Below are 24,652 nucleotides of genomic sequence, written 5' to 3' on the forward strand. Positions count from 1 at the left end.
AACCATGCCACATGCCCTGAAAGCCCTGACATTGATATTGTTCCTGCTCAGTTCTGCCGCATCGGCACAGCAGTTTTACCGCTGGACGGATGAAGAAGGCAATGTATCCATTCAGAGCTCCATTCCTCCGGAAGCCGTGTCGAAGGGATACGAAATCATCGACGAAAAAGGCATCGTTCTGAAAGTTGTTGAGCCGGAAATCAGTGAAGCGGAAAAGCGCGCTCGGGAAACGGCGGCGGTGAATGCTGAAATGCGTCGCGCGCGGGATGAAGAGCTGCTGAAACTCTACCGTTCACCCGCCGACGTTGATCGCGCCATGAAAACCTGGTTGTCGCGTATGGATATGGAAATCCGCGTTAAGAACAATCGCATCCGTATCAAGGAAAACGAATACAACACCCTCCAGGAGCGAGCGGCCAATCAGGAAAAAGCCGGTCAGGAAGTCAGCGAAGAACTGCTGAACGAAATGGACAACATTCAACTGGAAATCGAAACCTACGAGCTGGAAATTCGGGAAGTCGAACTGCGCCAGGAGGAATCCCGATCGGTATTTCTGCGCGATCGGGCCCGCATGGTTGAGCTGTGGGAAATCCTCAACAACGAACCCTGGGTTGAACCGGAATCGGACGACTGAGTCGCCGGGAACCTTTATTCGTCGTCACGGTCTGAGTGTCCAACGAAGCAGACTGTGTGAACCCCAGGTCCTCAAAAAAAAGGTCACCGGAACCCACCTGAGCTGCATAACCATAGCCCTTTGCGTTGTTATCCGGAGACCCAACACTATGCAACGACTACTTCTGCTGTGCGTCCTGTTCCTGGCGTCGGCAAACCCTTTTGCCAATGAGCTGCTGGAAGGCTGGTCAGGCTATGACAACAGCAATGAGCAATCCGTAAACCATCAACCCTGGCAACGCTTTTTAGACACCTATCTGAAGACCGATGATTTTGGGCAAACCTATTTTGCCTACCATCGCGTATCCCAGGCGGACATCGGCGATCTGTCAGATTATATCAACTCGTTGGAAACCATTGATCCACTGGCCCTGTCCGCCGATGCACAGAAAGCTTACTGGTTTAACCTCTATAACGCGGCCACGGTACAAACCGTTTTGCAGGCCTATCCGGTTGACAGCATTCGCGACATCGGCGCTCGTCTTGGCGGTTTGTTGAAAACCGGCCCCTGGAAAGAACCGGTGGTCACCGTCAACGGGCAGGCGCTCAGTCTTGATGACATCGAGCACGGTATTGTTCGCCCCAAATATCAGGATCACCGGGTGCATTATGCGTTCAACTGCGCGGCGATGGGTTGCCCGAATCTGTCAGCGACGGCCTACACGGGTCAGAACATTGAATCTCTGTTAGCTGAGGCGGAAATCACCTTTGTGAACCACCAGCGCGGGGTACGCTTTCAAGGAGGAACGCTGATCCTGTCGAAAATTTATGACTGGTATCGGGACGACTTTGTCGAGTCGGAGTCTGAACTGCCGGGTTTTCTGGCCCAGTTTGCAGAACCAAAACTGCGTGCTCAGCTGAATGGCTATCGCGGCAACATCCGCTACGAGTACGACTGGTCACTGAATGAGGAGCCCGGAGTCCGATGAAAAAGTTAGTCCTGCTTATCCTGATCGTATTGGCAATCGGTGCTTTTTTCTTTTTTGATCTGGGCCAATGGCTGACACTAGAGGCACTGAAAAGCCAACAGGCGGCCATTGAAGCGTACCGAAGTGAGCACCCACTATTGACGGCAAGTCTGTATGCGTTGGCGTACATCGTTATTACCGCCTTATCACTTCCCGGTGCCACCCTGATGACGCTGACCGGCGGAGCCATCTTCGGGGTGTTCTGGGGCACTTTGCTGGCAAACCTGTCTGCCTCCGTCGGTGCGACATTGGCCTTTCTGATTGCCCGCTTTGTCATCGGTGATTGGGTCCAGGCCCGATTCGGGGATCGCATCGGTCCGATTAACCGCGGTATCGAACAAGACGGGGCCTTTTACCTGTTCTCGCTACGGCTGGTTCCCCTGTTTCCATTCTTTGTGATCAACGTGGTGATGGGCTTAACCCGTATTAAAACCTGGACCTTTTTCTGGGTCAGTGTGGTCGGCATGATCGCCGGAGCGGCCGTATACGCTAATGCAGGCACGCAGTTAGCTCAGCTGGACAGCCTGGCAGGCATCGCTTCGCCCAGCCTGATCGCCTCCTTTGTGCTGCTGGGCCTGTTTCCGCTGGTAGCGCGAAAAACCCTCGAATGGTTGAAAAACCGCCGATCCTCGGCACTGACAACAGAAGCCGATGAGTAACCATTCCGGGCAGCCTTGCTGAAAGCGAAAGACTGCCCACAACAATCCACCGTTCGCAGCGACCGGCCCATCCGGTATACTTCGCCTCCTGTTGATCTGAGGAGGCTCGCATGCGCGGTCATTTTCCCCTGATACTCTTACTGATGGGCTGCCTGAGCCTGACAGCCTGTGGCAACAAGCCAGCACAGCTGCAACTGCCTGACGATCAACCCACTGTCACTCAGCCTGACGTAACTGAATGAGTTAAGAGTCTTTACCATGGTCCCATTTCACTACCAGAACGATCAGCTGTTTGCCGAACAGGTCTCTGTTGAGCAACTGGCAAACACCTATGGAACGCCACTGTACATCTATTCCCGCCAGGCCATTGAGCATCAGTTCGATGCCTATCAGCAGGGCCTGGGCGATCACCCCGGACTGATTTGTTATGCCGTTAAGGCTAACTCCAACCTGGGGGTGCTAAGTCTGCTGGCCAAACGGGGCGCTGGCTTTGACATTGTCTCGATCGGTGAGCTGGAGCGGGTTCTCGCTGCGGGTGGTGCGCCTGAAAAGATTGTCTTTTCCGGTGTTGCTAAAAAAGCCAGTGAAATGCGGCGTGCGCTGGAAGTGGGCATTCACTGCTTCAATGTCGAATCGCAGGCGGAACTGGAACGACTGAACTCGGTAGCAGGCGACATGGGCATTCAGGCGCCCATTTCACTGCGGGTGAATCCGGATGTCGATGCAAAAACGCATCCCTACATTTCCACCGGCCTGAAGCAGAATAAGTTCGGAGTTGATCATCGCCTGGCCCGGGCTTTTTATCAGCGCGCCAACGAACTGCAGCACATCCGCGTGATCGGGATGGACTGTCATATCGGTTCGCAATTGCTGGAAGCCAAACCCTTTGAGGATGCCGTTGATCGATTACTTACCCTGCTCGATGAGCTGAAACAGGATGGGATCGCCCTCGAACACATCGATATGGGTGGCGGCATAGGTGTTAAGTATACCGATCAGGATATCGAACCGGATGTGCGTAACTACATCCGCAAGCTGGTCGGTCATCTGAAAGACCGCAACCTGGCCTTGATTCTGGAGCCCGGTCGCAGCATTGTCGCCAATGCCGGCATTCTGGTCACGGAAGTCGAATACCTGAAAGATAATGGCGAGCACCATTTCGGCATTGTCGATGCCGGCATGAACGACCTGATCCGCCCGGCGTTGTACCAGGCCTGGATGGACATTGTTCCGGTCAACCGCAATGCCGATGGACACTCGGCAAGCTGGGATATTGTCGGACCGATTTGTGAAACCGGGGACTTTCTGGGCAAGGCCCGTGATCTGAGCCTGACGCCCGGAGACTTGCTGGCGGTAAAATCCGCAGGTGCCTATAGTTTTGTGATGGCATCCAATTATAATACCCGGGAGCGACCCGCCGAAGTTCTGGTACAGGGTGACGCCCATACGGTGGTTCGCCAGCGTGAAACATTGACTGATTTGTGGGCACTGGAATCCACAGTAGACTGAGGCATCAATGCGATTGAAGTTCACCAAAATGCACGGATTGGGCAATGACTTCATGGTCATCGATGGGGTCACGCAGGCGGTTGAACTGTCTGCAGAGTTGATTGAGCAATGGGCCGATCGGCATTTTGGTGTTGGCTTCGATCAGCTGCTGCTGGTCGAGCCCCCTACTCGCCCAGACCGGGATTTCCGCTACCGAATCTTTAACGCCGACGGCAGTGAAGTCGAGAACTGCGGCAATGGCGCCCGCTGCTTTGCCCGCTTTGTTCTGGATAATCAATTGATTCAGAACACCACCATTCGGGTGGAAACCGCCGGTGGTGACCTCGAACTGCGGGTCGAAGACAACGGCGAAGTCACCGTCGATATGGGACGACCACGCACCCGACCGGATAAAATTCCCTTCCTGGCTGATGATAAAGCCGCGCTGTACGACATTAACGTCCTCGATGAAACCTTAAGCATCAGTGCCATTAACGTGGGTAATCCACATTGTGTCACCCGGGTAGACGATGTTCTGACCGCCGATGTCGAGCGCCTGGGACCGGCGCTGGAAGATCATGAACGCTTCCCGCAGCGGGTCAATGCCGGCTTTATGCAGATTGTCGATCGCAGCAATATCCGGCTGCGCGTGTTTGAACGTGGCGTGGGTGAAACGCTGGCCTGCGGCACCGGCGCGTGTGCGGCCGTGGTCGCCGGCGTTTTGAACGGGTGGCTAGATCACACCGTTTCTGTCACACTGCCCGGAGGTAAATTGACGATTCACTGGGCTGGTGAAGGCAATATTCTCATGACCGGACCGGCCACACGCGTGTACGAAGGGGTGATAACGTGACCGAAATGCTCGAGTCATTTGAGATTACGGAAAACGATGTAGTCCGCTATCTGAAACAGCATCCCGGCTTTTTTGAAGACCATCCCAACCTGCTGAAAAAGCTGCATTTGCGGCACGACAGTGGCGAGGCGATCTCGCTGATCGAACGCCAGAACCAGATTCTGCGCAAAGAGAATACGGACCTGATCGACCGTCTGAATCGTTTCATCCACGTTGCCCAGCGCAACGACAAACTGTTTCTGAACCTGCAGACATTGGTGCTGAAGCTACTCGCCTGCCGTTCACTGAACGATATTTGTAAGACCCTGAACACCGAACTCACTGAGCGTTTCGACGTCGATCAGGTGCAGGTGGTGATGTGCCACCGTCTGACCACAGACGGCGATATGTGGCTCTATTGCGATACCAATACACTGCAAACGCACTTCCCGGCCGCCATGCGTGATGCCCGTAACGAATGTGGTGAGTTTACCGAGCAGACCCGCCATCTGTTGTTTGCCGATACAGACATTCAGTCCCTTGCCGTCGGCGCTCTGACCAAAGACGACAAGGGTGTGGGTGTGATTGCGTTAGGCAGCAAAGACGCCAAGCATTTTCGTTCCGGTACCGACACCCTGTTTCTGGGCCACCTGGCCATGGTCGTCAGCCAGCTGTTACTGACCCTGTAACACGGACCATTCCGCATCAACGACGATAGGGAATGGTGATTTTCTCCATTAAGCTCAGGCCAACGTGCGCATCATAGTAAGCCGCTTCGTTAATGAATGCGCCGTAGACCGGTGTTGTCCCGGGATAGGGAATGGTCTCACCGGATAACGTCATGAAAAACGGATCTCCCGGCGCAATTTCCTGATAGTCCTGATCCTGCAGATCAGGGTGCAACATGGCCGTCAACTCGCCCGCCTCATTCTCCGGCAACTGCACCTTCTCCAAAAACCGATAGCCCTCGCGCTCACTGGGTAATTCCGGCACCGCCTTCTGATTCCAAAGCTCAAGAAAGTCCAGACAATGCTGCACCGCTTCGCGCGTTTGCAGATACACATCGGCCCGTAACAGCCCCTGCGGAATCGGCCCGACCTCAATCAGAAAGCCATTGTAGCGACCGAGTGACGTCAGGAAGTTGTCGTCCAAGCGCTCGTTCGGGTCATAAAACAATGTCGCATGCGGCATTTTCTGCTGAACATAGAACGCCATGCCGACCACCATCGGATCGTCGGTATTGAAAATCAGCGACATCCCCATGTTCGCGGTGGTGGTGTGCATGTCGATGACAAAATCCACCCGCGGATCTTCTTTCGGCCCCAGCAGCGCGTTCAGCGCTTTGGCCCGGTTCTGCTCGTAACCACAGAGCTCATGGTTATTGAGATCATTCAGGCCGAACTGGCGGTTCAGATCCTGATCGACATAACGCCGATTCAGATGGTTAGCCTTGGGGTTGGCCAGATGAAGTTCGGTTGAAAAGCTTTGGCGAGCCACCTCGTCCGGGTGCTCCCGCCAGTATTTCAGCAGATGAACACCGGTTAACTCATTACCATGAGTACCGCCGGTGATTGCGACGTGTTTGATCGTCGACATGCGTTTTTACTCTTGTCTGAGACACGAGCGGCTAGCTTAGCAAAAAACGCACGCTGCGCTTAACCCTCTTTTACAGCATAAATACCCGGAGCGTTGCGCCAGTAGCCTTTGTAATCCATGCCATAGCCGAACACGAACCGATCTTCGCACTGCAAGCCAATGTAATCCGGGATGATGTCCGGACGGGCTTTGCGATCATGTTGTTTATCGACGAGCACGGCAATATGGATCTCACCAACACCCTCGGCTTTGCAGTGGTCCACAATGGCCCCTAACGTCGCACCTTCATCATAGATGTCATCGACAATCAGAATGGTGCGGCCTTTCAGGTTCTGCTGCGGGTGCGCTCGCCATTCGATGTCCGGACTTTTGGTGTTGTTGTCATGACGAAAACGGGTGGCATGCAGATAAGAGATTTCCAGTGGGAAGCCGAGCTTGGTGACCAGTTTACCGGTTAAGACCATGCCGCCGTTCATCACGCTGAAGACAATCGGGTTCTTTTCAGCCATCGTTTCGCTGATGTCAGCCGCTATATTGTCGATGGCGCGCTCGACCTGCGATTCGGAAAAAAGGCATTCCGCTTCGCGCATGACCTGTTGTATTTCTGCCGGAATTGCAACCATGACTAGCCTGATCTCCTGTAAATTTGGGCGGACTTTATAGCGATTGACGGTGCGTTGCAACGCTGTCGGAATGGACCGTGGTACACTGCGCCACTGAATAAGTTTATCACGAATGTCACGGAGCACTTCATGCGCATTGCTATGGTCTGGGCCATGTCCGAAAATCGGGTGATCGGTCGAAACAACAAACTTCCCTGGCACCTGCCCAACGACCTGAAATACTTCAAACAGCTAACCTCCGGAAAGCCGGTCATCATGGGACGCAAAACTTACGAAAGCATCGGCCGCCCGCTGCCTAACCGCGTCAACATTGTGTTGACCCGCGACACTCAATTTACCGCCGACGGCATCAAGGTGGTCCACACGCTGGAAGACGCGATCGAACTGGCCGAAGCCGAAGGTCTGATCAGCGGTGCTGAAGAAGTCATCATCATGGGCGGCGAAGAAATCTACCGGCTGGCCATGCCCATCGCCGACCGCCTCTATGTTACGCTGGTTCACGCCCATGTCGACGGTGACGCCTGGTTTCCAGAGATCGACCTGAACGCTTATAAACCGGTCGCCCGCGAGGACTTCCAGGCCGACGGTCCCAACCCGTACGATTACTCTTTTTGCGTGTTCGATCGCCCAACGCAGTAAGTCAGATAACCCTGTTCAATCCTTTTGAACAGGGTTGCCAAAATCGTTCACTGTGATCCTACCAGGCAATGACTACACTGTTTTCGCAAGAGCATCGAGGACAGAGGCCGGCCATGTCATCCAACCATCAGATCATTCCCCCACGCCAACGCGATATCGGTGAAACTACCGTCCGTCGCAGCCTGCCCTTTGCTAAACGACGCATGATCGGACCCTTTATTTTCTGGGATCACATGGGGCCAATGACCATCCAGCCCGATGCGCCTTTGACGGTCAAAGCCCATCCGCACATCGGCTTGTCCACACTGACATATCTGTTCGAGGGTGAAATGCTGCATCGGGACAGTCTCGGTAATGAACTGACGATCCGACCCGGCGAGGTGAACTGGATGACCGCCGGAAAGGGAATCGCTCACAGTGAACGGACCCGGGCGCCGGAAACGATGGTATTGGAAGGATTGCAACTGTGGGTCGCGCTGCCAACCGAATGGGAAATGAAGGCACCTGCCTTTCAGCATGTAGATACCCTGCCCGATGTCGAGTTTGGAGGGCAACCGTTTCGGCTGATCGCGGGTTCGATCAATGGCCAGACATCCCCGGTCGCAACCTACTCCGACCTCGTTCTGCTGGATGGCAAGTTTGAAGACGCAACGGTGTTGACCGTACCGACCATCGCCGGCTTTGAACTCGGCCTATACGTCGCCGGCGGCGCTGTGGTCGTGGATAATGAAACGCACAATGAAGGCACCATGATTGCCTTCGCGCCAGATCAGGAAGCGCACGTTCAGGTGCGACCAGGCAGCCGCATTCAGATATTGGGGGGTCGCCCTTTTCCGGAACCCAGACACATCTGGTGGAACTTCGTTGCCAGTGATCCGGCCATGATTGAACAGGCAAAGCAGGACTGGATGGAAGACCGAATGGGCAGCGTCATTCATGAGGATGAACGGCTGCCGCTACCGGAACGCTGATTCGACACTGACCGGCGATGACGGTCAGTCTCTGCAATGACTACTCGGTATGCTGGTCGATTAAAATGCCATTACCGTCCGGATCCACCAGTGAGATAAACCCGGGGCCGGACCCGTTCGGATCGGTTTCGTCTTTCAGCGTAATACCCTGAGTTTTCAGGTGCTGCTGAATGGCGCGCACATCCGAAAACCCATCGACGCGTTCTGCATTGCTGTCCCAGCCCGGATTAAACGTCAGCACATTGCTGTCGAACATCCCCTGAAACAGGCCGAGAACCGTGTCGCCGTTTTTCATCATGAGCCAATGCTGAGCCTCGTCGCCGCCAAACGGCGTGAAGCCCAGCTTTTCATAAAACGCTTTCGACGCCTGAATGTCTTTCACACTCAGGCTGACTGAAAATGCACCCAGTTCCATCCTTCTCTCCTTTCATGAGGTTCCCCGCCAGGTCACCGAACCTGGCGGCAGGATGGACCACGAACTCATCCTAAAACGTGATCATCAGCATGGCGTATCTTCAGTGTAATTGCCAATGAGGCGGCTGCGCTGAACATGATACCGATTAATATCGGCAGCAGGGTGTCATTGAAAAACCAGCCAACCAGACCCGAGACCAGTACCGCCACGACATTCGATACCGAACCGACCACGGCCGCACCGATACCGGCCATGCGACCCAACGGCACCATTGCCAACGAGTTCAGGTTGCCAAACAGAATACCGACACAGAAAAACATCAGAAAGCCGATGCCCATGAACAGGCTCAGCGGTGGAATGCCCTGGTTAAAAGCCGCAATCAAACTTAACAACGCCGCCAGACAGAGCATGCCGATCAGCCCCAACAGAGACAACCGCAGCGAACCAAAGCGCACGACCAGCGAACCATTCACCAAAGACGCACAGCCCAAACCAAAGGCCAGCGCCGCAAAATAGTAGGGGAAGTCGTCACCCAGCCCATAGATGCCCTGAAAGATGGCCTGTGCTGACGCGACATAAGACAACAGGCCGCCGAACACAAACCCGGCCGCAACGGAAAAACCCAGAACACGAGGGTGGCGAACCACCATCAACGCGGTACGGGCAATCTGTCCAACATGAAACGGCCGACGCGACTCGGGCATCAGCGTTTCCGGTTGTCGCACGCCCAACCAGACTGCCGCGATCGTCGATAACACAATGAACAGGGCAAAAATTTCCCGCCAACCCCAGAGATTCAGAATCTGTTGTCCGACGATCGGGGCCAGCATTGGCACCAGAATAAACACCATCATGACGAACGACATCACTCGGGCCATCTGGTCGCCGACATACTTATCACGCACCAGCGCCATCGAGGCAATGCGCGGACCCGATACACCCAGCCCCTGCAGAACCCGTCCGGCAATCAGCATCGGCAACGAGGTGGCCATCATCGACAGGACCGAACCAACGCTGAACAGTGCTATTCCAGATAAAATGGCAAATTTCCGGCCAAACGCATCGGACAACGGACCAAAGACCATCTGACCAAACGACATTCCAAAGATCAGCGACGTAATCACCCACTGAGTCTGACGGTAGTCGGACACAACCAGATCAGACGCAATATTCGGCAACGCTGGCAACATAGCGTCGATGGACAACGCCACCAGGGACGTAATGAGGGCAACCAGCGCAATAAACTCCGGAAGCGCGGGTCCGGTTTTGAGAGGTTTGGCGGTAAATGTGGTCATTTGGTTCCTGCTTTAAATACCAATAAGACGCAGAACGCGCCCTAAGTGAAGGGCGCGAAGTCTATCACAAAGTCAGGGCGAGTCCGGTGCAACGGACTGTAAAGACACGATTGATTCTCACTTGAATCTGGCAACCACAGAGTACACAGCGTCGGTTACAGAAATGAGACTTTTTCGGCTGAAAAAGTGGCAACCCGCGCCATGCACGTTATGTTTATCGTATTGGGTCTCACGACCCCGGAACGGTCGGTTTTTACCCCACACGGCCGTGTCCAAGCTCAATAACAACGCCAATCTGCACCAGTGATCCTGGTGGGTTGCACAGAAGACAGGATGCCCCTATGAGCTTTTTTGATCACAAAGATTTTGATAATCACGAACAGGTGACCTGGTTCACCGACCCGGAAACCGGCCTCAAAGCCATCATTGCCATACACAACACCCGGCTCGGTCCCGCGCTAGGTGGTACGCGCTTTTATCCTTATGCCACCGACGATGATGCCCTGACCGATGTGTTGCGGTTATCGCGGGGCATGACCTATAAGTCCGCCATGGCCCGACTGCCCCTCGGTGGTGGCAAATCGGTCATCATCGGTGACCCGAAACAGGAAAAAACCGCGGCCAAAATGCGTGCCTTCGGTAACTGCCTGAACCGACTGGGTGGTCGCTACATTGCTGCGGAGGACTCCGGTACCGGCGTGCCCGACATGAAAGCCATTCATGAGGTGTCGGACTTTGTCAGTGGTTACCACGACAAACAGGATGCCCACGGTGGCAGCAAATCCGGGGACCCTTCACCGGCGACCGCCTACGGCTGTTATCTCGGCATCAAAGCCGCCGTGCAGCACAAACTGCAACGTGATGACTTACAGGGCTTAACCGTCGGGATTCAGGGGCTTGGCAACGTCGGCTACCGTTTGGCAATCATGCTGGCTAAAGATGGGGTGCGTTTGATCGCCTGTGACGTCAACCCAGACGCGCTGGATAAGGCCAAAGCCGAGCTCGGTGCTCAGATTGTCGGCCTCGACGACATTTACAGCGCCAACATGGACATCTTTGCCCCCTGCGCCCTGGGTGCCACCGTGAATCCCGAGTCACTGGCCAAAATGAATGCCAGCATTATTGCCGGCAGCGCCAATAACCAGCTGGACCGCATTGAAACCGGGGAACTGATCCACCAGCGTGACATCTGCTACGCGCCGGACTACGTCATTAACGCCGGCGGCATCATCGATGTCTGCTATGAAAAACTCGGGGAATACGATCCGGAACGTGTGAACAAACATATTGAAGGCATTTACGACACGCTGCTGGAAATATTCGAACGCTCCGAACGAACGCAAACGCCAACGTCGCATCTGGCCGACGAAATCGCGCGGGAACGACTTCAGGACACGCCACCCACACTGGGAATGAAGGCCAGTGCCTGACCAACCACAAAAAAAGGGAGCCGGTCGGTTCCCTTCAGACTGATGACAAAGTCACCACCGGTATCGAGACGATAAAAAGGTAGCTTTCAAATGGACGTCGAAAACATGGATGTTTTCGTCGAGCGTATCAGGACGATACTTGCAGCGGTCCATTTGAAAGCTACCTTTTTGTCGGCGGGGTTTATCAACAAACTAAAGGGAACCGGTCGGTTCCCTTCTTGATTCAGCCCAGTTCAGAACTCAGATCGATCAGGCTTTGCGTTCCCAAACATCGCGCAAACCGATGGTTTTATTAAACACCAGATGATTTTCGGAGTGCTCAAAGCGGTCGGCCACAAAATAGCCTTCACGCTCAAACTGGAAGCCCTGTTCCGGTGACGCTTGCGCCAGACCGGGCTCCACCAGACAGCCTTTGATCACTTCCAGCGAGTTCGGGTTCAGATGGTCCATAAAATCATTGTCGCCTTTGTCCGGCGTTTCATGGTCAAACAGACGGTCGTAGACACGCACCGTTGCCGGGACCCCGGCGTTGGCACAGACCCACTGAATCACGCCCCGCGGCTTGATGCCCTCAACGTTTTCACCAACGGAACCTTCCACCACGGTCGCCTGAATTTCCGTAATGTTGCCGTCGTCATCTTTGCTGAAGCCTTCGGCTTTAATGATGTAGGCGCCGCGCAAGCGCACGTAATCACCGGGCACCAGACGCTTGAACTTTTTCTTCGACAAGCTGCTATCTTCGTTAAAGTCCGCCTGATCAATCACGATTTCACGGCTGAACGGAATCTCGCGCTCTCCCAGTTCCGGTTTCTGTGGATGAACCGGCTGCGTGACCACCTGAGTGTGACCTTCCGGTAAGTTGGTCAGTATAACTTTCAGCGGTTTCAACACGGCCATCGCGCGCGGCGCGTTGTCGTTTAAATCATCGCGAATCGCGGACTCCAACATACCCAGATCAACCGTCGTTCCGACCGCCCGGGAAATACCAGACATATCAATGAACTTACGGATGGCGGCTGGCGTGACACCACGACGACGCATACCGGAAATGGTCGGCATGCGCGGATCGTCCCAACCCGCAACCACGGCCTCATCGACCAGACGTTTCAGTTTGCGCTTACTGGTCACGGTGTAGTTCACATTCAAACGGGCAAACTCGATCTGACGCGGCTTACTTGGCACCGGCAAATGCTCGATCAACCAATCGTATAGCGGACGGTGATCTTCAAACTCGAGCGAACACAGCGAGTGCGTCACCCCTTCAATGGCATCGCCCTGGCCGTGTGCGAAATCGTAGCTTGGGTAGATGCACCATTTGTCACCGGTTTGATGATGGTGAGCCCGACGGATGCGGTACAGAATCGGATCGCGCAAATTGATGTTCGGTGAGGCCATATCGATCTTAGCACGCAACGAACAGGCGCCGTCGGCAAACTCACCGTTTTTCATTTTTTCAAACAGCTCGAGGTTTTCTTCAATCGAACGTTGCCGGAACGGGCTCTCTTTGCCCGGTTCCGTCAGGGACCCGCGGTACTCACGCATCTGCTCAGCGCTCAGATCGCAAACGAACGCATCGCCGTTTTTAATCAGATGCACGGCATACTCATACAGCGTGTCGAAGTAATCCGAGGTGAACTTCACATCGCCCTGCCAGTCAAACCCCAACCAGCGGATGTCTTCTTCAATGGCATCGATATACGCCTGCTCTTCTTTTTCCGGGTTGGTGTCATCGAAACGCAGATTCGTTTGGCCCTGGAATTCTTGCGCGAGTCCGAAATTGACACAGATGGCCTTGGCGTGGCCGATGTGCAGATAGCCATTCGGTTCCGGCGGGAAACGCGTCACGATGGTGTCGTGCTTGCCGGACTTCAGATCGTCAGCGACGATGGTGCGCAAAAAGTTAGAAGCGGGTTCGGTCATTTATCCTATCTCTTTCATTGTCCAGGGCATGGTGGCCGGGTTACGGCCATTGGACCGCGAATTATAACGGGTTATCGGCGCTTAAACAGTGGCTGATCCTAAAAAAGCCCACGCGGTTCCGCGTAATTGACCTTAACGGTAAAGCACCGCAAGATAATTGCCCCTATAACGGACTCTGACTTACAAGGAATGCACCATGCAAATAACCGGTACCTTTAACGTCGACCTAACCCCGGCCGACTCCGATCAGAACTTCGGTGACCACGCACAGTTTGGCCGCATGACCCTCAGTAAAACCTTTCATGGTGACCTGAATGGCACGTCCGCCGGTGAAATGCTGAGCTGCCGTTTACCCGACGCAGGCTCGGCCGGTTATGTCGCTCTTGAACAGTTCACCGGTACCGTCAATGGTCAGTCCGGCAGCTTTGTCATGCAACATTACGGCGTCATGTCCGCTCAGGGACAGCATCTGACGCTGGAGATTCTGCCCGGCTCCGGCACTGATAAGCTGACCGGCATCTCCGGCTCGGTCCAGATCGACATAAAAGACGGCACCCACCACTACACCTTAGATTACGAGCTTGGCTGAGTCGGCTTCCGTAGCGGTTTGAGCCGTCCGGCGAATATCCCGGAACCCTAACAGCACCATACACAATGTCCCAACCGCCGCTAACAGAATCACCAGCAGCCAAACCGCCCGGATACCTTGCCAGCCAATGAATTGCCCCATCACCATCGGGGCAATGCCATAGCCGGTGCCGTAAATCAGCGGCAGGATGCTGTTAATCCGGGCCCGATGAGAGCGGGGCGAATGCGAGGCAATGTAGGCATTGGCATTAATGTGATGCAGTGTCTCGCCCAATGTCCAGATCAGGGTCGACACAAAGAACAGCCACAACGCATCCAACCAGAATATCATGCCAAAGCCGACCACATAGAACACCCCGGTCACCGCCACATTGAAGATCGAATGCAATCGACGGGTTAATGCGATCATGATGGGGGTGAACACCAACACAGTGATCGCATTGACGGTCATCACCAGACCAAAGTTACGGGCGCCCTGTTCTCCAAAGGTCTGTTCTAACTGCAATGGCAGGGAAAATGACATCTGGGCATAGGTGAACACCAACAGGAAGTTCGCTGCGGTAAACCACAACAAGTAACGTCTTGCCCACAGGATCGGCCAGACCGAGCCGACCACATCAGCTTCGGCCTCGGTCTGCGGCTTATAATCCTGCTTTGAATCGTCCTGGACCAGCCACAGCACCAGCATGGCACCGATCAACGCCGTAGCCCCATCGCCCCAAAACATCCAGTGCGCATGATTCAGAAACAGAAAACCCGCAATCAGCGGACCGACCGCAAAGCCAAGGTTGTGCCCGAGGTACGCCAAGCTAAAGGCGGCCTTGCGCTGCTCGGGTCGCGTCAGGTCGGTGACCAGTGCCGTGGAACTGGGCTCGATCATGCCCCAGCAGAAGTTGGCCACAAACACGAACGGAATCACCAGCGTCGACTCCGGATAGAAACCACAAACAATCCAACTCAGCCCTGCCATCGATTCCGCGAAGACCATCACTTTCTTACGGCCGTATCGATCCGCTAACCGTCCACCAATTAAAGAACCGGGGACGAAGCTGGCCGAAGCGGCGGACACCAACAAACCGGATTGCGCGACCGATAGCCCGATTTTCTGAGTCAGGATTAAGGTCAGCATCGGTAACACAAAGGCACCGGCCGATGCGATGGCGCGTGCTAAGGCCAGAATATACAGATCCCGATTCAATCCCTGATATTGTTGCCAGATGGCCTTCATGCCCACGTCCTTTCAGTTCTGGAGCCGACGCATTGTACGCACCGCGCCAAGAGGGACAACCGGATCAGATCAACGGAACTGCGCGCCGATAAAGCGCGCCCTGAACCGACAACCTGTCAACTTGACCCGAAACCGGCTATTTCGTTGACATATAGTCGTCATAAATTTGTGAATCACCCTATCGGAACGATGCGCTGTCCACTAAAATGCGCCCACCTTTAAAGCAGCCGCCACTCCTGAGGAAACCACATGACTTTGTCGACCGAACAGTCAACTAATGTCGTTGTTGTCAGCAATTCATCCGATAACCCTTTTGCCATCGATATCGCCTACGCACTCGGACAGCTCGAAGAGATCGACGATATCATCAGCATGAAACAGTTCATGAACTCCGAGTTCTGTCCACGCTTCATCTCCGATGAAAACGACATGGACAACATCGGCCACACCCTGGACGGTAAGTCCGTCGTCATTGTCTCCACCAGCAGCCATGTGAAAAGCCGTCAGGAGCTGGCCATGGCCAACCTGATCATCGCCCGATCAGCAAAAGAAAACGGCGCCAAGCGCGTTGTCCTGATCGAGCCGGATCTGTTCTACAGCGCTCAGGATCGAGGCCCCCGCCGCGACCTCGGCGAAACGCATTTTGAGCGCGACCTGAAAGACATTAAAAAGTTTGACGGCCAGCCGTTCACCGCCAAACTCTACGCCCAGATGCTGAAGCTGGCCGGTGTCGACACCGTCATCACCGTGCACAACCATTCCACATCGGTTCAGAAAATGTTTTCCGATGTCTTCGATGGCGATTTTCACAACCTGATCCCGTACGAAATCTACGCCCACTATCTGTTGAACTCCGACATTTTAAACTACGGGCCTCAGGGCGAAGGCCTGGTATTGTGCGCCCCGGACAAGGGTGCGCGTGATTTCGTTAAAGCCATGTACGATACGCTCGACCTGCCCAAAGCCAAGTTCATCATGCTCGACAAAGAACGCACCGATGAACGCAAAGTGGAAATCACCCTGCACAAAGAAAGTGAACACACGTTTGAAGGTCTGGATGGCGCCAGTGTAGTTTTGTTTGATGACATGGTGCGCACCGGCGGTACGGTCGTGAAGTCGTGCAAGTTCCTGCAGCAGATCAATCCATCACGCATGGTGTTTGCGCTGTCGCATTTCTATGCCAGCCATGAAGGTCGTGAACGTATGGCTCACCCGGCCATTGGAGAAATTCTGACGTTGAATACCTTGCCGACCATTCTGAATCGCGACGAACAGGGTCGCTTGCGTAAAAAGATGGTGGTGCTGAAAATCGAAAAATGGCTGGCACAGGAGTTGGGCCAACTGCTTGGCATTTCTGCTAACTCACGCGAAGCCAATGCTTATAAAATTGATATGTCGTCGAAAAATCCACGATTCAAACGAAAAATCTGGAACAGTGACGAACTGGTCGAACTGAAAAACGCCTGAGTTTTTTATGACCTTCGCCGGTCCGTTGTCCATGACGGACCGGCTCCCTACCCGCTTTTTTACTCGACCGATACCGGTCAACGTAAACACATTTCAAAACTCAAACCCAGCTCACTCGACTACGTTCAATTCAGGCCAATGGGTCAACCAACCCTTCTGTTCGATACGTTCACGGAACACCTCTGGCTTGGGTCGTTTCGCGTTTAGTGTAATGGTTCCGGCCACATTCGCTTCTAACCCAAAGGGTGCTACCAGCCTCACCTGATTGTCGGCATCGAGATACGCCCCCACCGCTGTTTCAATTTCGACCCAATAACTCATGGCGTCTTCCGTGGAGGTATAGGGCGCATCGTGATTTCGTTGATGCATGCGTGCCTGATTTTTTACCGACCAGGGGAATGTACTTCGTTGTCGAAGTTCGGCTTCCAATGCGCGGTCGGTCGCTTCGGTTGAATCGGTCGGGTTGAAATAAATCAAATCAATGTCATTCAGCGGCGTACAGTCCGAGCGACCATGCAAGCGATCCCAGATCAGGTTGCGTACAAAACCTGCGGCCAGACACCAATCCGACAAGTTGAGCTTTCGTGCCTCAATCAGCGCTTGCCAATGCAGTGAACTCTCGGTGAGCCAATGCTGAATGGTCGTTTTCTGTTGAGCCGATTCGAGGCCCAGTGTGTGTTGTTCTAAAAGAGTCATTCTCATTTAAACTCAGTGATAGGTGTTCATTTCGCCAAGCATGTACAACAGCTTGCCACCATACGTCTTGTTAAATAAATCAATTTGATCATCTGAAAAAATCAAGCATTGTTCAGAGCCAATATTATTCTGGTTCTTACCTGACAACTGAACTTTTTGCGCTTTAATTTTATCAATACCTGCAGTAAAAGGTGGCTGTCTCATGTTTCAGCTCAAGAACCTCCATCTCAAAACGTTACTCTCCGGTGCAATGGTTATCGCTCTGTTCTTGACCATTCTGATCATTTCGGTGATGAACATCCGTCAGTTTTCGACCATTTTTTATCGGGTCACCGAAACGGATAACCTGCCCAATGTGGTTGAGCGTGCGCGGGCTCAAATTCATACCGCACTGGAATCTCCAGCGGCCTATTCGATGGCCATTGCTCAGAATCCCTACATTCAGAATTGGGTGCTCAATGGTGAAGATGAAGACGGGCTGGAAGATCTGATCGAATATGGTCAGCGCTTTATTGAAGAGCAAGGTGCGTCAGTGATGTTTTGGGTCAGCGCCCGAAGCAATAAATACTATACCGATGCCGGGCTGTTTAAAACGGTGTCGCCAGACGAACCCAGAGACAGTTGGTTTTTCAGTACGCTCACCAGCAATCAGGATGTCGCCCTGAATCTCGACATCGCCGAGGATACCGGAGCAATGACCGTCTATGTTAATGTCCTGGCCAAGACATCATCTGGCGAAGTCATCGGTGTTGCCGGTCTGGGATACGACGTTTCGGATATCGTCCGAGTCGTTGAGAACACCAAGGTCGGCCAAAACGGATACATGTTTTTACTCGACAGCGGCGGACTGATTACCGCCCACCCAAACCGTGAAAAGTTAAACCAGCCACTGAATGACGAGCCTGGCTTCGGCGATCTTGTTGGGCGTATTCAGAACAGTCAGGGTGCCTACTCCATGATTGAAACCCGCCTTGAGGGTGAGGACACGTACATCGCGGTCTCAGATCTGGATGGACTCAACTGGCAATTGATCACGGTATTTCCGAAATCGGAAATCAGTACACAGGTTAACGCCGTTGCTCGCAGTTCCGTTCTGACGGCCATCGTCGTCGCCATCATTTTTATTGCCTTGTCTGTTGTGATCGCCTCGCGGGTCAGCCGCTCGATCCGAAATGTCGGGGATAAGCTCAGCAGCATGGCCGCGACCGGTGGCGATTTAACGCAGCGCCTGGATGATAGCGCAAGCAACGAACTCGGTTATCTCTCCGGCGGGTTTAACGCCATCATCAGCAAGTTCGCCGATCTCGTCCGCGAAATACAAAGTTCTGCCGATGCCTTATCTACCGGTGTTGAGAACCTGAAAAAATCGACCATGGAAGCCGTGACCTATGCCGGTGATCAGCGCGAACAAACAGAAATGGTCGCAACCGCCATCACAGAAATGGGACAAACCATCAGTGAGGTGTCTTCCATTGCCAACACCACAGCCAACGACACCACCAGTGCGGTGAAAGACACCCATTCCACAAACGACGTCATGCAACGTCTTGCGGAAACCATGAACAGCATGGCGCATACCATGAAAGACAGCGAACAGAGCATTGCCGATTTAGCGAGTCAAACCGAAGCCATCAACTCCGTCGTTGATGTCATCAACGGCATTTCTGAACAAACCAATCTGTTGGCTTTGAATGCCGCCATTGAAGCGGCGCGTGCCGGTGAACAAGGACGCGGGTTTGCCGTTGTCGCCGATGAAGTTCGAACGCTGGCGAGCCGAACCCAGGACTCAACGTTGGAAATCCGCACTCAGATTGAACAACTGCAAACCGCAGCTGAAGCCAGTTTACGCTCGATACAAAAAGGCACCAAAGACAGCCTGGAACTGGCCGATCTGGCCACGACCGCCTCCGATTCTTTAAGCAGTATCCGCAGTCGCTTTGACAACATCAGCGATGGTAATCATCAGGTTGCTGCCGCGACCGAAGAACAGGCATCGGTGGTCGATCACATCAATGAATCCGCGCAAACCATTGCGAACATGGCAGGCAACATTAACGACAACGCCAAAGAGCAGCTTGAAGAGATTTCTAATCTGGACGATCGCTCACAGCGGATGCGCAGTGTCGTCAGTCAATTCAAGGTGTAAATGAACCAAAGGCTGTGTGTTAAAAAATGCGGGTTGGTAACAAAAAAGCCCGGCCGTTTTAAGGGCCGGGCAATGTTGCCAAAGTAGGCTTAGAACTGATTAATCGTCGTCATCATCTTCGTCTTCGTCCAGTTCTCCATCATCATCGTCGTCTTCACCATATTCCGCCGACTCTTCGATGTTGTCTTCAATCACGTCCATGAGGTCGCTGTTGGTATTGCCATCCAACACCAGAGCGTTACCACCTTCTGTCGATGTAATCGCGTTGACTAATTCGAGGCCATCGGAGTTGGTTTCGAGGTTATCAAATCGGAACCACTCGTGCAGACGGAAAGCGACAATGATGTCATTAATGCCAGTATCATCGACGACAAAGCCCTGACTGAAATCGGTTCCGCTCAGTTCGAACTCGTCGGTCTGATCGTAGGACAGGGAAAACGGAATCGCAACGTAGGTTGAACCGTCCTGACTGGTGTAAGTGCCTTCCAGATACAACGAATAGTTCAGTAGCTGATCAGCAATTGCCTGCGGCAGGTCTGGCATGCCCACAAGGTCAGAGTCAGCCAGTTTTTCGATGTCGATTTCTATGTCGTTGTACAGCCCGGTATCAATGGACACCGATGGCAGCGACGGGTAAGTCTCACCGCTGAGCAGATCAACGGCGAACGGACCGACAAACTCAATTTCAAGCTCTTCTTCCAACGCGTCGTCATCATCGGTTTCGTGCTCAAGTTCAATTTCCTTAACCACAACCCAGGCTTCGTTCAGGCCAATAGAGCCTGCGGCCTGACCGCTGGAATCGGTCACCGGAATGCTGCTGACTGTGGTCGCCCGTAAGGCCGTTCGGGCACTCGTTTCTGAAGCACCGAACTGCAGCGTCACTTCGCCGGTGCCGTCCAGAGTGTTCGGGTTACAGCCGATCAACGCCAGGGCTGGAAGTAGTGCAAGGGCAGACATTGTGTTTTTCATTTGGAATCACCTCGTTTGAACGTGACTGAATCATAGCCAGCCCGAAGCAGCTACAATGTCAGGGAAGTGTTCTGGCTTTGTAGCCTACAATGGCACGCGCTTGCGTTGGTGATACAGTGGCGCTTACTTAGAACGCCTTTATAGAAGATCCGCGCCGGGAAACACATGAATCAACTCTTTACTCGTCTATATCTGACGTTTTTTGCCTCACTGCTGGCGGTTCTGGCACTGGCGGCCTTGTCTGTATACTTACTGGCGGACACCCGCTTGCAACGGTTCGCAACAACTCGGTTGCAACCGATAAGTGAGTTACTGCAAAGCAGTTGGTCTGAGCAGTCTCCACAACAGGTCGACAACTGGTTAGCCCTGATTTCTGACCTGACCGGTGTGCGGTGGCGGATCACCGACCCATTGGAAAACACTGACAATGTGGAGCTCGATCAAATCCGGCTGACGGACACACGCGTCACCAGTCGTATCCGGCTGGATACTCAAACCGCGATTACGGCCGACATCTCAGACTGGCAAAGTTTGGAACAGGGCTATGCCTGGCTGTTCCTGGATGCCATTTCCCGTGAAAGCGCAGACCGTCGGGAAGCCCGGTTTATCACCCTTCGACATCAATCCCCTTGGCCGGTGGAACGGGTGACTTTGGGTAATGATGACCTGTCTGCCCTCTCTCGCCGGCGACTCAGTGCGGGGCAAAGCGTACGTGTCGAATGGCAATCGAGCCACCAGGCCGCCCTTTACCTGCCCGCCGGTGACAACCGCGCCATCCGGTTCGGACCCATACCGCCTTATCGGTTTCTCAGCGTCACACAGTGGCTGATCATGATTGGTGCCAGTCTGGCCATGCTCAGTCTTTTCTTTCTTGCCTGGGTCCGACCTCTGGATCGACGGTTTCGCCACCTGTTCGACGCTGTTGACCGGGTATCCACCACTCCAGATAGCGTCCGACTGCCCACCGAGGCATCGGATGAGCTCGGCTTATTGGCACGGCATGTAGAACGGATGGCCCTTGGTCTGATTGATCAGGTTGAACAAAACCGACAGTTGAATCAGGCGGTGTCGCACGATTTAAAAACGCCACTGGCACGCCTGCGATTTTCGCTGGAGCTGCTGGACCTGCCCGACGATAACCCCTATCGGCAAAACATGAACCGGGACATCGAACAACTGGTCCAACTCACCGAAGAGCTGCTTCTGTTCCATCAACTCGGATCCCCCGAGGCGACACCTGCGCCGATGGATTTGACGGCACTAACGACGGAACGTCTGGTGTCTTTCGACAGCCAGGGTGAGATCACGTCTGAACTGCCAAAAGCCCCCTTGTCTGCGACCATCCAACCACGGCACTGGACACGACTGATCGACAACTTGTTGAGCAATGCCGTGCAATACGGCCGCGGCCGCGTTCATCTGAGATTAGCAACCTCAGAAAACGGCGTACGCTTGTCTGTCGAAGACAATGGGCCCGGTATGACCGCACAACAGTTTGAACAACTGAAAGAGCCTTTTAAACGCCTGGATCATCATCGTAATCTGAACCAGCAGAATCATGGACTGGGACTGGCTCTGGTCTCAGCCATCGCCGAGCACTACCACGCGAGCTTTCACTACCAAACCAGCCCACTCGGAGGGGCGACTATGATCATCGACTTTCCGGCGGCCTGTGTGCCGGCGCTTTGAACCAATGATCGTCGCTACACTGCGTTAACAATGTAGCCCTCGCGTCATCGTTGTGAACCTTTTACACTGAACGACAGTGCTGAAAGCTTATGGCCACCCGATCGAACAGGACAACCCTTGAAACCCATTACGCTGATACTATCAATTTGCCTATTGGCCACCGGCGCCCTTGCCGATGAGTGGGGCGACTGGGACGACCTGCCTGATAATCTGCTGTCTCCATCGGAGTCGACCGATTCGGCCATTGATCAACTCTACTCACGGTTAAGTTGGTCATCCGATGGCAGCGATGAGGCTCGGATGCAGGCCATCAGCGACTGGCTGAACGACCTGGACCTCGACTTTCAAAGCAACGAAGAACTCGATGATCTGCTGAAAGATCTGGCCGGCGATTCCCCGGATGACATCGCCGAAGAGCTTGAGGACTGGCTGGAAGATCAGAGCGACGACGCCCTGGATGAGCTGATGGACGAAAGCGATGAGTTCGATGATGACGACGAATTCGATGACGAGTTCGATGACGAAGACGATGAGCTGGACGATGAACTCGATGATGATGAAATCGACGAAGTGGAGCTGGATTCATGAGCCTGACCCGTCTGTTCCTTCTTCTGATTCTGAGCGCATCCGCGTCACTTGCCTGCGACATCGACCCGGTTTTGCAACGCAGCGAAAAACTGGTTGAACAGGGTCGACATTTTCAAGCCATTGCCTGGCTGGAACAGAACAGCCAATGCCAACACCCACGAATCGAACTTGAGCGTGGGCAATTGTATTACCTGATCGGTCAAACCGACGAAGCTATTCGTATCTGGCAGGCAACGTTGCGCAACAACGACCTGCCGGATTCCGTGGCCAGCCATGTCAAACTGCGCATTGTTCAGGCAACGCTCTCACCACCGAAACGGATCAGCGGACGATTAAAACTGAGTACGGCGCATGAGTTTCACTCTGAAAACGGACAGGAAACCACCCTCGGGCTGACAACCCTGGGGCAATGGCGTTTGGCGCCGGTGAACCTGTTAGGGTATCGCGCCACTCCGGCGCTCTCCGCGCAGATTTCAACGCTGCAACAGGTGACCTGGTCCCCGATCGACTATTCGCCGCTGTTTTATCTGACCACCGGCATGTCGCTGTCTACGCAACCTCTGCAAGTGGCATTGCACACCAAAGCGTACGCGGTCAACCGAGAATGGGTTCCCGCCATTGAAGGCCAGATAGACCAGACGACCGGGGCACTGTCACTGCGTTCCGAACTTGAATACCGCCCCACGCTAAACCTTTGGCGCTGGCGTGAATCTTTAACCTGGCAAGGCGATCGGATTCGACACCGACTCAGCAACACGCTGACCCACGAAGCCGAACAGTGGCGATGGGAAACGCTGTCGGCGTCCACCCGGGTGAACTGGCCCATTCGTCCACAGCTGACCTTGAGTTGGAACCCGGCGGATGCCCGAACCGAGCTGGAAGGCGACATTCGCTGGCCGTTGGGTGATCACGTCTGGTTAACGACCACGGCAGGCACCACCCTCAGTCAACCCACAGAAAACTGGGCTAAACTTTCATTAACCTGGCAACGTCCCTAGTGGGCCATACGTGTCTGTTGATGTATACGACAACTGACAGAGGCTGTTCATGACGGCAATCGAATATGCGCACATTGCGCTGGTCGAAGATGACCAAAGTCTGGCTACCTTAACCAGCGACTTTTTGACTCGTGAAGGATACCGGGTCACGCACTACGCCGAGGGCGCCTCGGCGCTGAAACACATTCCTGAAGCCAAACCAGACTGCGTTCTGCTCGACATCATGTTACCCGGCCTTGATGGCATTGAACTTTGTCGACAATTGCGCAGTCGATACAGTGGGCCGGTTATCTTTCTGACGGCCAAAGGCGAAGCGCTCGATGAAATACTCGGGCTGGAAGTCGGCGGCGATGCCTATCTGGCCAAACCGATTGAGCCGCGACGATTACTTGCGCATTTACGCGCACAGTTGCGGCGAACAGCAACACCGACGACCACCGAAACGGAATCAACCTCGGTTTTCCGCATCGACGAGCAGCGTGAGTGCATCTATCTGAACGATGATCCGTTATCGCTCTCCAACCCGGAATACCGGCTATTACAGTTATTACTCGGCAGTGAGCAGCGGGTAATCAACCGGGACGACATCATGCTGGCCGTGCGTGGCATAGAACACGATGGCATCTCCCGAACCGTGGACATTCTGATTTCGGATTTACGCAAAAAACTGCCAGACGCCGACTGGATTAAAACCATTCGGGGTAAGGGTTATCTCTGGGAAGGTCCGCAATAACATACCCGCCGCACAGAAAATGCCTTATGGCGCTTTCCTTCC

At 53.9% G+C, this 24,652-nt stretch carries 26 protein-coding genes; 17 read left to right on the plus strand and 9 right to left on the minus strand.

Annotated features, from left to right (window positions below):
- Positions 1–4 precede the first annotated feature (4 nt).
- The 7 genes from MED297_RS10605 to MED297_RS10630 all read left to right on the plus strand — a co-directional run bounded on the left by MED297_RS10605 (position 5) and on the right by MED297_RS10630 (position 5,308).
- Complete coding sequence (locus MED297_RS10605) at positions 5–634, plus strand: DUF4124 domain-containing protein (RefSeq protein WP_008044771.1); 630 nt, start codon at positions 5–7, stop codon at positions 632–634.
- Positions 635–782: 148 nt separating this feature from the next.
- Entirely contained in the window at positions 783–1,601 is an 819-nt protein-coding gene (locus MED297_RS10610) for a DUF547 domain-containing protein (protein ID WP_008044772.1), read from the plus strand.
- Positions 1,598–2,299 carry a TVP38/TMEM64 family protein gene (locus MED297_RS10615; RefSeq protein WP_008044775.1) on the plus strand — a complete coding sequence of 234 codons (702 nt, stop codon included), beginning with the start codon at positions 1,598–1,600 and terminating at the stop codon, positions 2,297–2,299. The genes MED297_RS10610 and MED297_RS10615 overlap by 4 nt, the downstream gene beginning before the upstream one ends.
- Positions 2,300–2,409: 110 nt before the next feature.
- Positions 2,410–2,541, plus strand: a complete 132-nt coding sequence (locus MED297_RS22625; protein ID WP_272912040.1) for a hypothetical protein — start codon at positions 2,410–2,412, stop codon at positions 2,539–2,541.
- A 16-nt stretch (positions 2,542–2,557) separates the two neighbouring features.
- A complete protein-coding gene (gene lysA, locus MED297_RS10620) occupies positions 2,558–3,808 on the plus strand; it encodes a diaminopimelate decarboxylase (RefSeq protein WP_008044777.1) in 1,251 nt (416 codons plus the stop codon).
- 7 nt (positions 3,809–3,815) lie between these two features.
- On the plus strand, positions 3,816–4,640 hold the full coding sequence (gene dapF / locus MED297_RS10625) for a diaminopimelate epimerase (protein ID WP_008044778.1): 825 nt from the start codon (positions 3,816–3,818) through the stop codon (positions 4,638–4,640).
- Positions 4,641–4,645: 5 nt separating this feature from the next.
- Positions 4,646–5,308: a DUF484 family protein gene (locus MED297_RS10630; protein WP_237613441.1), complete on the plus strand. Its 663-nt coding sequence runs from the start codon at positions 4,646–4,648 to the stop codon at positions 5,306–5,308.
- A 16-nt stretch (positions 5,309–5,324) separates the two neighbouring features.
- On the opposite strand, the gene MED297_RS10635 is transcribed toward MED297_RS10630, so the two are convergent.
- Together MED297_RS10635 and MED297_RS10640 are read right to left on the minus strand one after the other, a co-directional pair.
- On the minus strand, positions 5,325–6,215 hold the full coding sequence (locus MED297_RS10635) for an aspartoacylase (RefSeq protein ID WP_008044781.1): 891 nt from the start codon (positions 6,213–6,215) through the stop codon (positions 5,325–5,327).
- 59 nt (positions 6,216–6,274) lie between these two features.
- A complete protein-coding gene (locus tag MED297_RS10640) occupies positions 6,275–6,838 on the minus strand; it encodes a hypoxanthine-guanine phosphoribosyltransferase (protein ID WP_008044783.1) in 564 nt (187 codons plus the stop codon).
- 129 nt (positions 6,839–6,967) lie between these two features.
- On the opposite strand from MED297_RS10640, the gene MED297_RS10645 reads away from it, so the two are divergent.
- Both MED297_RS10645 and MED297_RS10650 read left to right on the plus strand, forming a co-directional pair.
- Positions 6,968–7,477, plus strand: a complete 510-nt coding sequence (locus MED297_RS10645) for a dihydrofolate reductase (RefSeq protein WP_008044785.1) — start codon at positions 6,968–6,970, stop codon at positions 7,475–7,477.
- 113 nt (positions 7,478–7,590) lie between these two features.
- On the plus strand, positions 7,591–8,448 hold the full coding sequence (locus MED297_RS10650; protein ID WP_008044787.1) for a pirin family protein: 858 nt from the start codon (positions 7,591–7,593) through the stop codon (positions 8,446–8,448).
- 40 nt (positions 8,449–8,488) lie between these two features.
- On the opposite strand, the gene MED297_RS10655 is transcribed toward MED297_RS10650, so the two are convergent.
- Both MED297_RS10655 and MED297_RS10660 read right to left on the minus strand, forming a co-directional pair.
- Complete coding sequence (locus MED297_RS10655) at positions 8,489–8,863, minus strand: VOC family protein (protein ID WP_008044789.1); 375 nt, start codon at positions 8,861–8,863, stop codon at positions 8,489–8,491.
- Positions 8,864–8,928: 65 nt separating this feature from the next.
- Positions 8,929–10,158 (minus strand): multidrug effflux MFS transporter, encoded by a 1,230-nt coding sequence (locus MED297_RS10660; protein WP_008044790.1) that lies wholly within the window; start codon positions 10,156–10,158, stop codon positions 8,929–8,931.
- Between the two features lie 341 nt (positions 10,159–10,499).
- On the opposite strand from MED297_RS10660, the gene MED297_RS10665 reads away from it, so the two are divergent.
- Positions 10,500–11,588 carry a Leu/Phe/Val dehydrogenase gene (locus tag MED297_RS10665; protein ID WP_008044792.1) on the plus strand — a complete coding sequence of 363 codons (1,089 nt, stop codon included), beginning with the start codon at positions 10,500–10,502 and terminating at the stop codon, positions 11,586–11,588.
- Between the two features lie 249 nt (positions 11,589–11,837).
- Here MED297_RS10665 and MED297_RS10670 read toward each other — a convergent pair whose 3' ends face one another.
- Entirely contained in the window at positions 11,838–13,508 is a 1,671-nt protein-coding gene (locus MED297_RS10670) for a glutamine--tRNA ligase/YqeY domain fusion protein (protein ID WP_008044796.1), read from the minus strand.
- A gap of 196 nt (positions 13,509–13,704) precedes the next feature.
- On the opposite strand from MED297_RS10670, the gene MED297_RS10675 reads away from it, so the two are divergent.
- Positions 13,705–14,097 (plus strand): DUF3224 domain-containing protein, encoded by a 393-nt coding sequence (locus MED297_RS10675; protein WP_008044798.1) that lies wholly within the window; start codon positions 13,705–13,707, stop codon positions 14,095–14,097.
- On the opposite strand, the gene MED297_RS10680 is transcribed toward MED297_RS10675, so the two are convergent.
- A complete protein-coding gene (locus MED297_RS10680; protein ID WP_008044800.1) occupies positions 14,077–15,324 on the minus strand; it encodes an MFS transporter in 1,248 nt (415 codons plus the stop codon). The two genes, MED297_RS10675 and MED297_RS10680, sit on opposite strands and share 21 nt — an antisense overlap.
- A 249-nt stretch (positions 15,325–15,573) precedes the next feature.
- Between MED297_RS10680 and MED297_RS10685 the strand changes: the two genes are divergently transcribed.
- Positions 15,574–16,791, plus strand: coding sequence for a ribose-phosphate diphosphokinase (locus tag MED297_RS10685; protein ID WP_008044801.1), 1,218 nt, complete (start codon positions 15,574–15,576; stop codon positions 16,789–16,791).
- Between the two features lie 111 nt (positions 16,792–16,902).
- On the opposite strand, the gene MED297_RS10690 is transcribed toward MED297_RS10685, so the two are convergent.
- Positions 16,903–17,493, minus strand: coding sequence for a nucleotidyltransferase family protein (locus tag MED297_RS10690; protein ID WP_237613436.1), 591 nt, complete (start codon positions 17,491–17,493; stop codon positions 16,903–16,905).
- A 6-nt stretch (positions 17,494–17,499) separates the two neighbouring features.
- Positions 17,500–17,691, minus strand: a complete 192-nt coding sequence (locus tag MED297_RS10695; protein ID WP_008044805.1) for a hypothetical protein — start codon at positions 17,689–17,691, stop codon at positions 17,500–17,502.
- Between MED297_RS10695 and MED297_RS10700 the strand changes: the two genes are divergently transcribed.
- Positions 17,690–19,633, plus strand: coding sequence for a methyl-accepting chemotaxis protein (locus MED297_RS10700; protein WP_008044807.1), 1,944 nt, complete (start codon positions 17,690–17,692; stop codon positions 19,631–19,633). The two genes, MED297_RS10695 and MED297_RS10700, sit on opposite strands and share 2 nt — an antisense overlap.
- Before the next feature lie 99 nt (positions 19,634–19,732).
- On the opposite strand, the gene MED297_RS10705 is transcribed toward MED297_RS10700, so the two are convergent.
- Entirely contained in the window at positions 19,733–20,602 is an 870-nt protein-coding gene (locus MED297_RS10705; RefSeq protein ID WP_008044809.1) for a hypothetical protein, read from the minus strand.
- A gap of 165 nt (positions 20,603–20,767) precedes the next feature.
- Here MED297_RS10705 and MED297_RS10710 point away from each other — a divergent pair, with 165 nt between their 5' ends.
- From MED297_RS10710 to MED297_RS10725, 4 genes are all read left to right on the plus strand, one after another.
- Positions 20,768–22,291 carry an ATP-binding protein gene (locus MED297_RS10710; protein ID WP_008044812.1) on the plus strand — a complete coding sequence of 508 codons (1,524 nt, stop codon included), beginning with the start codon at positions 20,768–20,770 and terminating at the stop codon, positions 22,289–22,291.
- Between the two features lie 117 nt (positions 22,292–22,408).
- Positions 22,409–22,879, plus strand: coding sequence for a hypothetical protein (locus tag MED297_RS10715; protein ID WP_050762905.1), 471 nt, complete (start codon positions 22,409–22,411; stop codon positions 22,877–22,879).
- Positions 22,876–23,877, plus strand: coding sequence for a tetratricopeptide repeat protein (locus MED297_RS10720; RefSeq protein ID WP_008044815.1), 1,002 nt, complete (start codon positions 22,876–22,878; stop codon positions 23,875–23,877). Before MED297_RS10715 ends, MED297_RS10720 begins: the two co-directional genes overlap by 4 nt.
- Positions 23,878–23,926: 49 nt before the next feature.
- On the plus strand, positions 23,927–24,610 hold the full coding sequence (locus tag MED297_RS10725; protein ID WP_008044816.1) for a response regulator transcription factor: 684 nt from the start codon (positions 23,927–23,929) through the stop codon (positions 24,608–24,610).
- The last annotated feature ends 42 nt before the right edge of the window (positions 24,611–24,652 follow it).

This window comes from Reinekea blandensis MED297, from assembly GCF_000153185.1.
In the GTDB taxonomy this organism is placed as follows: Bacteria; Pseudomonadota; Gammaproteobacteria; order Pseudomonadales; family Natronospirillaceae; genus Reinekea; species Reinekea blandensis.

Bases quoted from the DNA above. Each gene is read 5' to 3' on its own strand.
- MED297_RS22625 (WP_272912040.1), top strand. From the start codon at position 2,410: ATGCGCGGTCATTTTCCCCTGATACTCTTACTGATGGGCTGCCTGAGC.
- MED297_RS10655 (WP_008044789.1), bottom strand. From the start codon at position 8,863: ATGGAACTGGGTGCATTTTCAGTCAGCCTGAGTGTGAAAGACATTCAG.
- MED297_RS10640 (WP_008044783.1), bottom strand. From the start codon at position 6,838: ATGGTTGCAATTCCGGCAGAAATACAACAGGTCATGCGCGAAGCGGAA.
- MED297_RS10605 (WP_008044771.1), top strand. From the start codon at position 5: ATGCCACATGCCCTGAAAGCCCTGACATTGATATTGTTCCTGCTCAGT.
- MED297_RS10690 (WP_237613436.1), bottom strand. From the start codon at position 17,493: ATGAGAATGACTCTTTTAGAACAACACACACTGGGCCTCGAATCGGCT.
- MED297_RS10705 (WP_008044809.1), bottom strand. From the start codon at position 20,602: ATGAAAAACACAATGTCTGCCCTTGCACTACTTCCAGCCCTGGCGTTG.
- MED297_RS10710 (WP_008044812.1), top strand. From the start codon at position 20,768: ATGAATCAACTCTTTACTCGTCTATATCTGACGTTTTTTGCCTCACTG.
- MED297_RS10720 (WP_008044815.1), top strand. From the start codon at position 22,876: ATGAGCCTGACCCGTCTGTTCCTTCTTCTGATTCTGAGCGCATCCGCG.
- MED297_RS10650 (WP_008044787.1), top strand. From the start codon at position 7,591: ATGTCATCCAACCATCAGATCATTCCCCCACGCCAACGCGATATCGGT.
- MED297_RS10665 (WP_008044792.1), top strand. From the start codon at position 10,500: ATGAGCTTTTTTGATCACAAAGATTTTGATAATCACGAACAGGTGACC.
- MED297_RS10630 (WP_237613441.1), top strand. From the start codon at position 4,646: ATGCTCGAGTCATTTGAGATTACGGAAAACGATGTAGTCCGCTATCTG.
- MED297_RS10695 (WP_008044805.1), bottom strand. From the start codon at position 17,691: ATGAGACAGCCACCTTTTACTGCAGGTATTGATAAAATTAAAGCGCAA.
- MED297_RS10725 (WP_008044816.1), top strand. From the start codon at position 23,927: ATGACGGCAATCGAATATGCGCACATTGCGCTGGTCGAAGATGACCAA.
- MED297_RS10645 (WP_008044785.1), top strand. From the start codon at position 6,968: ATGCGCATTGCTATGGTCTGGGCCATGTCCGAAAATCGGGTGATCGGT.
- MED297_RS10700 (WP_008044807.1), top strand. From the start codon at position 17,690: ATGTTTCAGCTCAAGAACCTCCATCTCAAAACGTTACTCTCCGGTGCA.
- MED297_RS10685 (WP_008044801.1), top strand. From the start codon at position 15,574: ATGACTTTGTCGACCGAACAGTCAACTAATGTCGTTGTTGTCAGCAAT.
- MED297_RS10660 (WP_008044790.1), bottom strand. From the start codon at position 10,158: ATGACCACATTTACCGCCAAACCTCTCAAAACCGGACCCGCGCTTCCG.
- lysA (WP_008044777.1), top strand. From the start codon at position 2,558: ATGGTCCCATTTCACTACCAGAACGATCAGCTGTTTGCCGAACAGGTC.
- MED297_RS10635 (WP_008044781.1), bottom strand. From the start codon at position 6,215: ATGTCGACGATCAAACACGTCGCAATCACCGGCGGTACTCATGGTAAT.
- MED297_RS10680 (WP_008044800.1), bottom strand. From the start codon at position 15,324: ATGAAGGCCATCTGGCAACAATATCAGGGATTGAATCGGGATCTGTAT.
- dapF (WP_008044778.1), top strand. From the start codon at position 3,816: ATGCGATTGAAGTTCACCAAAATGCACGGATTGGGCAATGACTTCATG.
- MED297_RS10675 (WP_008044798.1), top strand. From the start codon at position 13,705: ATGCAAATAACCGGTACCTTTAACGTCGACCTAACCCCGGCCGACTCC.
- MED297_RS10670 (WP_008044796.1), bottom strand. From the start codon at position 13,508: ATGACCGAACCCGCTTCTAACTTTTTGCGCACCATCGTCGCTGACGAT.
- MED297_RS10610 (WP_008044772.1), top strand. From the start codon at position 783: ATGCAACGACTACTTCTGCTGTGCGTCCTGTTCCTGGCGTCGGCAAAC.
- MED297_RS10615 (WP_008044775.1), top strand. From the start codon at position 1,598: ATGAAAAAGTTAGTCCTGCTTATCCTGATCGTATTGGCAATCGGTGCT.